Here is a 7,673-nt window from a genome sequence, read left to right as displayed (position 1 = left end):
CGCCGAGAACGCTTGAGCTTCAATCGAAAACACCGCTGAACAGCAGAAAAGCGCCCACTAGAACACTAGGAGCGCCACATGTGTTCGATATTACGCCGATCCACTGACACGCCGAGGGGTTATCCACAGCGCACGATTCATCCACAGCGACAGTCGATTACGTTGCACTGGACTGCGACTCGAGACAGACGGCCGCGAATCCACCGAATGCAGCCCAGTCAGGGCAGTGCGGCGGCCTGTGCCATATGCCCCTGGAAGCCGAGCCGGGTCGCCATGTCGCGGTACTGGTCACGGTATGTGCGGTAGCTCGCGTCGTCGCCCTTGGCGCGGGCGATGAGTGCCCGGACCCGCAGCAGCATGATGTCGCGAATGATCAGGCCGTCCTCGGCAGGGGCCGCCGCCAGTCTGGCGATCGCCGCCTCGGCCTCGGCCACATCGCCCTCGGCGCCCCGGTCCAGCAGGGCCTCGGCGAGGATCCCGGTCGCCAAGATGTTGTACGGAAGCTGCCCGCTGTGGAAGAGGTCGTCGATCGCTTCGCGTAGCACCCGGATGGCCCCGGCCCGGTCTCCGCGCTTGGCTCGTTCGCGCGCGGTGTACACATCGATGCCGACCAGCTCGGACATATAGAACCGTCCGCTCACGCACATCTGGCGAACCTGGCCGAGGATGGTCAATCCTCGCTCACGGTCGGCCGGCGAATCGCGGTTCAGCAAGGCGTATCCCATGGTCACCCGGGCCAGGCCGAGCGCGATGTCGTCACCGGCCCCTTCGGTGATCTGTAGCGCCCCGTCGATGTCGCGCAACGCATCATCGCTGGCGAGCAGTACCCCGCAGGACACCGTGGTGAAGTACGTCCAGGTGATGACGAGAGCGTGGGTGAACCTGTCGGTGTTGCGTGCCATGGCGAGCGAATGATCGAGGTCGGCACGCCAACCATCAAGGCCCAGAGCCCATTTGGCGATGCTGCGCGCTGCGAAGGCCGCTGCCAGCGGTGAGCCGATGATGAAATTGCCCTTGGTGGTGTCGCCGTCGGCCATGTCGATCGCCATCTGCGACCAGCGCAGCACCTCACCCATTTCGCCACTCTCGATCTTGAGCGAGATCGGGGTCGCCGACAAGCCGACGGTGAGCGCAGGGTCGCCGATGGATTCGATCAGGGTCATGTGCTCGGAAACCTGCTGTGATGCTTCGCGCACCCGCCCCTGCAGCATCAGTTCGCCGGTCAGTCCGGCCATGCCGACCGCCAGTGAGGCTTTGTCTCCGGCAGCCTCGCACAGCTCCCGCAGCTCTTCGAACCGAGCGCCGGAGACGCCGACCTTGCTACGGAAGCCATTGCCGCAAACCAGAGTGCGCGGAGCAATCCGCATCGCCGCCCGATCGGGATCATCGGAGGGCAGCAGGTCGGCGATCTGGCGGGCACGCTCCCAACACAGCTGGGCCGCAGCGGAATCCCGGTTGTTCGCCCAGGCTCCCGCGCGCATGTGCCAGCTGTAGGCGGCATGTAGGTCGCCGGCGGCTTCCAGGTGTTCGGCGATCAAGGCAGCGTTTTCGTCGGCCAGTTCGGGTTCGCGTGCGGCGATGGTGTCGGCGAGGCGCCGGTGCAGTTCGGCGCGATCGGATTTCAGCTGTGATTCGTAGGCGACAGTCCGCACCATCGGGTGGTGGAATGCGAACTCCGCGTAGGGCGTGTACTGCACCTGATCGATCAGCTCCGCCTCGATCAGATCCTCGAAGATGGGTTCGGTGTCCAGGCAGGCCAACAGCCCCGCGCTGAACCGGGACCCGATCACCGCAGCGGCGCTGAGCGTTCGCTTGGCCGCCGGGTCCAGCCGGTCGATCCGCGCGGCGATGGTGGCCTGAAGCGTGGCAGGCACGCTCACCCGGCCCTGCCCGTCGGACAGCACATAGGCTCCGCGTTCGCCGTGGAGCAGGCCCCGTTCGGCCAGGTCGCGCACGATCTCGAGGGCGAAGAACGGGTTGCCGGCGGCGCGCCCGGCGATGGTGTCGGTCAGGTCGGCGACCCCGTCGCCGGTCCCCAGCATCTCGTTGATCAAGGCCGAGGTCTCTGAATCATCCAGTGGTGCAAGCACTATGGTCTGTGCGCCATGGACATGGCTCAACGCGCCGTGGTATTCGGGGCGGTAGGTGATGACGACCAGGGACGGCGTCTGCGGTGTCACCGACAGGAAATCCGACAGCATCGATTCGCTGACCCCGTCGATCCAGTGGGCATCCTCGACGACGTAGACCGCAGGGGCGCTCCGTGCCAGCGACGCGGCGTTGACCAGGGTGGTGAGGCGCCGCCGCCGGGCATCTGGGTCGATCATCGGCAGAACGACGTCGGGGTCGCCGATGCCGAGCAGGTCGTCGAGTAACTCCAGGCTCTCTGTGGTGTCGTCGGGAACCTGGTCTCGGAGCTTCGAGCGGGCCGCCTCACGGTCGAGGTCTGCCACGCCGAATCCCGCCCGCAGCAGGCCGGTGATGGCATGAAATGGGATTTCACTGGTGTGGGACTCGCAGAACGTGGAGTGCACCGGCACCCCGCGTGCGGCGGCCTTTGCCGCGAGTTCGCTGACCAGTCGGCTCTTGCCGATACCGGGTCCACCCACCAACAGGACGATGCTGCCGTGACCCTGGATCGAACGTTCGAGGATGCCCTCTAGGGCGGACAATTCCCAGCCTCGGCCGACCAGGGTCGATCCTCCGACATTGAGCAGGTTGTGGGCGGAATTGAGTTCCAGCAGCCGGCGGGCTTGGATCGGGTGCTCGGCTCCCTTGACCTGGACCATCTCAGCCTCACCCAGCATCATGGTGTCTTCGACCAGGCGTGCGGTCGACTCGGTGAGCATCACTCCGCCGGGCGGCGCGACCGATTCCATGCGCTGCGCCATGCCCACGTGCTCACCGATCGCGGTGTAGCTCATCGTGTCGGTGCCGACTTCCCCGGTGATGACCTGACCTGAGCTCAGACCGATGCGAAGCTGCAGATCGAGGCCGTCGCGGGCAGTCACCTGCACCGCCAGCAGGGCGGTCTCCTGCAGGATTTCGAGCGCGGCCAGGCAGGACCGAAAAGCATGGTCTTCCAACGCAACCGGTGCGCCGAAGATGGCCATGATGCCGTCACCCGTGAACTTGTCGACGGTGCCGCCGTATCGACGGACCACGGAGGCGGAGTGGTTGAACAGGTCGCTCATGATCTCCCTGAGCCGTTCGGCGCCCAGGGTCGCTGCGATGTCCATGGACCGGACGACATCGGCGAACAAGACGGTGACCTGCTTGTATTCGGCGCCCGGAGTCGATGTGACGGGTGCGCCGCACGCGTCGCAGTACCGGGCGCCGGCCCGCGGTTCGGTGCCACACGTGCGGCACGTCGCAGTTTCCGTCATTCGAAGCCCCCGCCATCGGAGAACCTGCTGCATCGAGAATAGAACGCAGCAACGCCGAAGGGGCGGGGATGGCCCACCATCACGATGGGCCTTTTCCGCAGCAACGACGAATCGAGCAACGACCTGCGTCGACGCCGGACCGGTGGGTGCCTAGTGGTGCCGTCCGAACCGGAAATGGCGATGACGCGATTTGTGCGATTCCGCGACGGTGTCAACCTTCTGGCTCATCTCGGCCACCAGTTGTCCGATGAAATCGGCGTTGGCCGTAGTGCCGCACACCTGTGTCTGGACCACCACGTTGTGTCGCGGTGCCATGCCGAAGTGGCATACCCAGCCGTTGGCGTCATCGCTGAGGTCCGCTGCGTACGACACGACCACGCCATCGCTCTCCGAGACGTCACCGATATGCCAGGGCCATGGATCTTCGCCTGGAACGGTCTGGGTCACGTCCTGGCCGACGCATTGCTGCCATTTGCCTCGAATGTCCTCAACCACCTTGCGCGCGGTGTCGGTATCGGGATATGCGATCACCGCCTGGTCGAACAACATTTCCGGCCCGGTTCCGTCCCCTTCGGGGGATTGCAGGAACTGCCTGCGTACCGCCGTCGAACCGGTGTCCTGGTACCAACCCGCCGTGGCCGGATCGCCGATCACGCACGGATCATTCCCGCGCTCGGTGTCCCAGGTGGACTGAACGGCCCCGTCGTCGTAATTGGGGTCCCCTACGAGCGATGGGGTTCCCAATATGTTGCCTGCTTCGGCAGGCGTCAGCAGAGTGCGCTGGAGAGCGGAATCCTTGACCGTCTTGGTCTGCTCCCCGGTGCCGAGAAAGTACATGAGTCCCGCCACGAGTAGGGCACAGACCACCACTCCCAAGATCACCCAGGCGACGGTCTTGTTGCCACGCCGCGGCGCGGGTGCGGCCGGGGGCACGGGGACGGGTGGCCAGGGCGGCGGCTGAGGCGGCCACGGACTTTGCGGTGGATATGTCATGGTGGCGGAAAGCGTAACGGTCGATTGGGTCGCAACAGGTGATCAACCGCTGAATATTGTCAGCTTGTCTCCAGTACTGCCCGCCAGGCCGCCAGTTTGCCCTCAAAGCGCATGGTCTGGGCGGGACTGGTCGAGGGGGCCCGCGCGCTTGGCGACGGGGGAGTGCCGACCAGGCGCCGGTAGTTGGTCTCGGCGGCAGCCCCGTTGAACACCACTCGCTCCAGAGTGTGGTGCGCGGCGAAGAATTCCGCAAAGTCGTTGGGCACCATGCTGTCCCGCTCGACAGCCGAATCCAGGCTGCCCACTCGCCGGCAGGACCGGAGCACATCCCACACCGCCACCCGGTGCGTGAGCAGGGCATCAACACGATCTGGATAGGGCGCATCGGCATCGAACCCGAACAGCGCCCCGGTGATTCGCCAGAACGCGTTGCGTGGATTGCCGTAGTACTGGCCCGAGGCCAACGACATCACGCTCGGCATGTTTCCGAGGATCAGTACCCGGGGCCGCTGCCCGACGAGGGGGTCCAGTCCGTGCAGGAGCTCCGTCACGGGCCGGCCAGAAGTTCGGATACGGTGACGAATCGGTAACCGGCCGAGCGTAATTCGTCGATGATCCGGGGTACTGCGGCACGCGAGGGAGCGCGGCTGTCATACATGGCATGCAACAGGATGATCGAGCCCGGCCGTGCCTCGGAAACGGTCTCGGCCACGATCGCATCGGCATCAGCCGTGGAAGACGAATCAGGTTCGACGTCCCAGGTGACCATCGTCCGATCATGGGTGGACAGGTAGTGCGGCAGTGTCCAGAGCTTCTTGCCGTACGGCGGGCGGAAGGTGATCGGGCCCCCGTACCCGGTGGCACGGATCGCGGTGTCGGTGCGTTCGATCTCGTCGGCGACGGTGGCCGGCGACGTCAGCACCATCCGTCGATGCGAGTAGCTGTGGTTGCCGATCTCGTGGCCTGCCGTGGCGATCGCGGTGCCGAACTGCGGTGCAGTGCTCAATTCTGCACCGGTGAGATAGAAGGTGGCTCGAACCCCGGCGTCGCTGAGCATCCGCAGCACCTCAGGGGTATGCGTGGTTGGACCGTCGTCGAAAGTGAGGGCGACGACCTTGGCCGAGGTGTCGACCCGGTGCACCAGGTGCCCGGTGAGGGCGAAGGTGCGTGACTTCGACACCCAGTACCCGGCGGCGAACACGGTAACGGCGACGATCAGCAGAACGGCGAGACTCCACAACCATCGACGCACCCTCGCATGTATACCCCGCGCACACGCGGGCGCCCCGAACGGCGTGGGGGGAGTCACGTTCGGGGCGCCATGTCGTAAGTCGTCAGCTCAGGTGATGGACCTCCTGCAGTCCGTACACCGGCGTTGCCAGGCCTTCGTAGCGGGCCTTGAGCTGCAACGCCAGATACAGCGAATAGTGCCGGGATTGGTGCAGATTCCCGCCGTGCAACCACAGGTTGGGCTGTTGGGTGGGCTTCCACATGTTGCGTTGTTCGCCTTCCCATGGACCGGGGTCCTTGGTGGTGCCGGAACCCAGACCCCACACCTTGCCGATCCGGTCGGCGACTTCCTGGCTGATCAGGTCTGCCGCCCAGCCGTTCATCGATCCGAACCCGGTGGCGTACACGACCACGTCGGCGGGGAGTTCGGTGCCGTCGGCCAGGATCACCGAGTTTTCGGTCAGCCGGTCGACCTCGCCGTGGGCGAGTTTGATGCTGCCGTCGGCGACCAGTTCGCAGGCGCCGACGTCGATGTAGTAGCCCGAGCCGCGGCGCAGGTATTTCATGAACAGGCCGGAGTCGTCGTCGCCGAAGTCCAGGTCGAATCCGGCGGCTTCCAGTCGCGCATAGAAGTCCTTGTCGCGCTGGCGGATCGCGTCGTAGATGGGCCGCTGGAAGTCGGCCATGATGGCATACGGCAGTGACGCGAAGGTCAGATCCGCCTTCTCGGTGGTCATTCCGGCAGCCACTGCGCGTTCCGAGTACAGGGCGCCCAGACCCAGCTCCATCAGTGAGTCCGACTTGACGATGTGGGTAGAGGATCGCTGGATCATCGTCACGTCGACGTCGTTCTCGTACAACGCTTTACAGATGTCGTGGGCGGAGTTGTTGGCGCCGATCACTACTGCGCGCTTGCCGACGTACCGGTCCGGGCCGGGGTGGTGGCTGGAATGGTGCTGCTCGCCCCGGAACACTTCCTGGCCGGGCAGCGTCGGAATGTTGGGCTTGCCCGACATGCCCGTCGCGAGCACGAGTTGCACGGGCCGCAGGGTCACCGCTTCGCCGTTGCGGTTGACCTCGACGGTCCATCGCTGTTCGTCCTCGTCGTAGGTGGCGGACAGGCAGGTGGTCGAGCTCCAGTACGGCACTTCCATTACCCGGGTGTAGAACTCGAGCCAATCGCCGATCTTGTCCTTGGGGGCGAACACCGGCCAGTTCGCCGGGAAGGGCAGATACGGCAGGTGGTCATACCAGACCGGGTCGTGCAGGCACAGCGACTTGTAGCGTTTGCGCCACTGATCGCCGGGGCGTTCGTGTTGATCGACGACGATGGCGGGCACCCCGAGTTGGCGCAGCCGGGCACCGAGGGCGATACCGCCCTGCCCACCGCCGATCACCAGGGTGTAGGGCTGTTGGGAGTAGCCCAGGGTGAGCTCCTCGTCGAGACGCTTCTCGGACCACGAGCGAGTGTCTGGATCCGAGCCGTGAATCGCGCCCAATGGCCGGTTGGCGCCCTTGCGCTCCTCGTGGCCCTTGAGTTCCTGGAGCGTGGTCAACAGGGTCCAGCCCAGTTCGTCGCGCAGCCGCAGGTGGCCCTTGCCGCGACCCGCCGAAGTCTCGAACTCGATGAATGCCGAGGTGATGACGTGCTCGCCGTCGAAGTCCTCGGTGGGGGTTTCCGCCGTCCGGAATCCCGAGGGATCGGTGTCGTTCAGCCGCGCGGCCAGCATGTCGGTGATGCCCTCGTGGCCCTCGACGGTCTTGAGGTTCCAGGTGAACGAGACCAGATCCCGCCAGAAGCTGTCGGTCGCGAACTTCCCCACGACGCGTTCGATGTCCCGGTCAGCGAGCGCGGACTCGAAGTCGGCCAGCCAGGTGTCAACCCGTTCCTGCGGTGACAATGTGGTCAGCGGTGCGGCGGTGGTCTGTGTCATGTGGCCCAGCCCACACCGTGTCAAACACGGCAACAAGGGTTGCACGGGGTTGCATCGGAACAGGCATTTGCGTGCGAAAAGACCTGCGGGGAGACATCGCAACGCCTTGCAACCCTTACGACGTGCAGGG

5 protein-coding genes are annotated in these 7,673 nt (G+C 65.2%); all 5 read right to left on the bottom strand.

Annotated elements, in window-relative coordinates; translation table 11 throughout:
• Positions 1-218: 218 nt before the first annotated feature.
• Positions 219-3,386 carry an ATP-binding protein gene (locus AC4ELS_RS31795; RefSeq protein ID WP_499050910.1) on the bottom strand — a complete coding sequence of 1,056 codons (3,168 nt, stop codon included), beginning with the start codon at positions 3,384-3,386 and terminating at the stop codon, positions 219-221.
• 150 nt (positions 3,387-3,536) lie between these two features.
• Positions 3,537-4,379 carry a sensor domain-containing protein gene (locus AC4ELS_RS31790; protein WP_448448345.1) on the bottom strand — a complete coding sequence of 281 codons (843 nt, stop codon included), beginning with the start codon at positions 4,377-4,379 and terminating at the stop codon, positions 3,537-3,539.
• A gap of 59 nt (positions 4,380-4,438) precedes the next feature.
• Positions 4,439-4,930: a DNA-deoxyinosine glycosylase gene (locus tag AC4ELS_RS31785; protein ID WP_064879670.1), complete on the bottom strand. Its 492-nt coding sequence runs from the start codon at positions 4,928-4,930 to the stop codon at positions 4,439-4,441.
• Positions 4,927-5,631 carry a polysaccharide deacetylase family protein gene (locus AC4ELS_RS31780; protein ID WP_448448346.1) on the bottom strand — a complete coding sequence of 235 codons (705 nt, stop codon included), beginning with the start codon at positions 5,629-5,631 and terminating at the stop codon, positions 4,927-4,929. The genes AC4ELS_RS31785 and AC4ELS_RS31780 overlap by 4 nt, the downstream gene beginning before the upstream one ends.
• Positions 5,632-5,713: 82 nt before the next feature.
• Positions 5,714-7,543: a flavin-containing monooxygenase gene (locus AC4ELS_RS31775; protein WP_448448347.1), complete on the bottom strand. Its 1,830-nt coding sequence runs from the start codon at positions 7,541-7,543 to the stop codon at positions 5,714-5,716.
• Positions 7,544-7,673: the final 130 nt, after the last annotated feature.

It is taken from the genome of Mycobacterium shunyiense, assembly GCF_058270035.1.
This window is presented reverse-complemented; position numbering and strand designations above follow the sequence as displayed.

Excerpts from the sequence above, each read along its gene's own strand:
- AC4ELS_RS31795 (WP_499050910.1), bottom strand. The coding sequence starts at position 3,386 with ATGACGGAAACTGCGACGTGCCGCACGTGTGGCACCGAACCGCGGGCC.
- AC4ELS_RS31790 (WP_448448345.1), bottom strand. The coding sequence starts at position 4,379 with ATGACATATCCACCGCAAAGTCCGTGGCCGCCTCAGCCGCCGCCCTGG.
- AC4ELS_RS31775 (WP_448448347.1), bottom strand. The coding sequence starts at position 7,543 with ATGACACAGACCACCGCCGCACCGCTGACCACATTGTCACCGCAGGAA.